Below are 760 nucleotides of genomic sequence, written 5' to 3'. Positions count from 1 at the left end.
AGCTACTGGCCTTTGGTGTCCTCGGCGAGGCGTCGTGCGGCTTCGGTCTCGATGGGGCCCTGGGGTGTGATCTCCTCTCCGGCAAGGCGGGCGGCCATCAGTCGGATCATGGCGACCTTGATCATGGCCTCGGCGTGCGCCGTCTTGCGCTCGTAGTCCCTTGCCAACCTTCTGCACCGCCCCAACCGGGAGAATGTCCGCTCCACCACCCACCTGCGCTGCAGGACGTGGAAACCCTTCAGGTCCGCGTTCCGAGCAACGACCTCCAGTCTGACCCGCTCGTTCTCCTCCGCCCACCCGATCAGCCCGTCGTCGACCGAATTGACGTACCCGCCGTCCACCCACACGAGCCCCACCAGGGGAAACATCTTCGACAAGCCCGAGAGGACGAGCTTGGCCCCGGCCCGATCCCGCACGCTCGCCGCATGCACGACCGCCCGCGACGACAGACCGCACGTGTCGACGAGGATGTGCCGTTTGCGGCCGCGGGTGCGCTTTCCCATGTCGAAACCGATGGCCTCGCCGCCCTCGTGGCTGTGCGCGGTCCGCGCGTCGAGCACGGCCACCGACGGCTGCGGATCACGCCCGTCCGCGACACGCACCCGATCCCGCAACGCGTCGTGGACCCGATCCCACGTCCCGTCCGCCGCCCACACCCGAAACCACCGATACGCCGCGTCCCACGGCGCCAGGTCGCGCGGCATCATCCGCCACGCGCACCCCGACACCAGGACGTACAGGATGCTGTCGACGATCAACC

General features: G+C 68.7%; 1 protein-coding gene. It reads right to left on the bottom strand.

Annotated elements, in window-relative coordinates:
* Positions 1 to 2: 2 nt before the first annotated feature.
* On the bottom strand, positions 3 to 760 hold a 758-nt coding region (locus GT354_RS38535), incomplete at its 5' end, for an IS5 family transposase (protein ID WP_161361034.1).

Source organism: Streptomyces sp. SID3343 (assembly GCF_009865215.1).
Taxonomy (GTDB): Bacteria; Actinomycetota; Actinomycetes; order Streptomycetales; family Streptomycetaceae; genus Embleya.
Note: the sequence above shows the minus strand (reverse complement) of the source record. Positions and strands in the feature narration are given on the sequence as shown.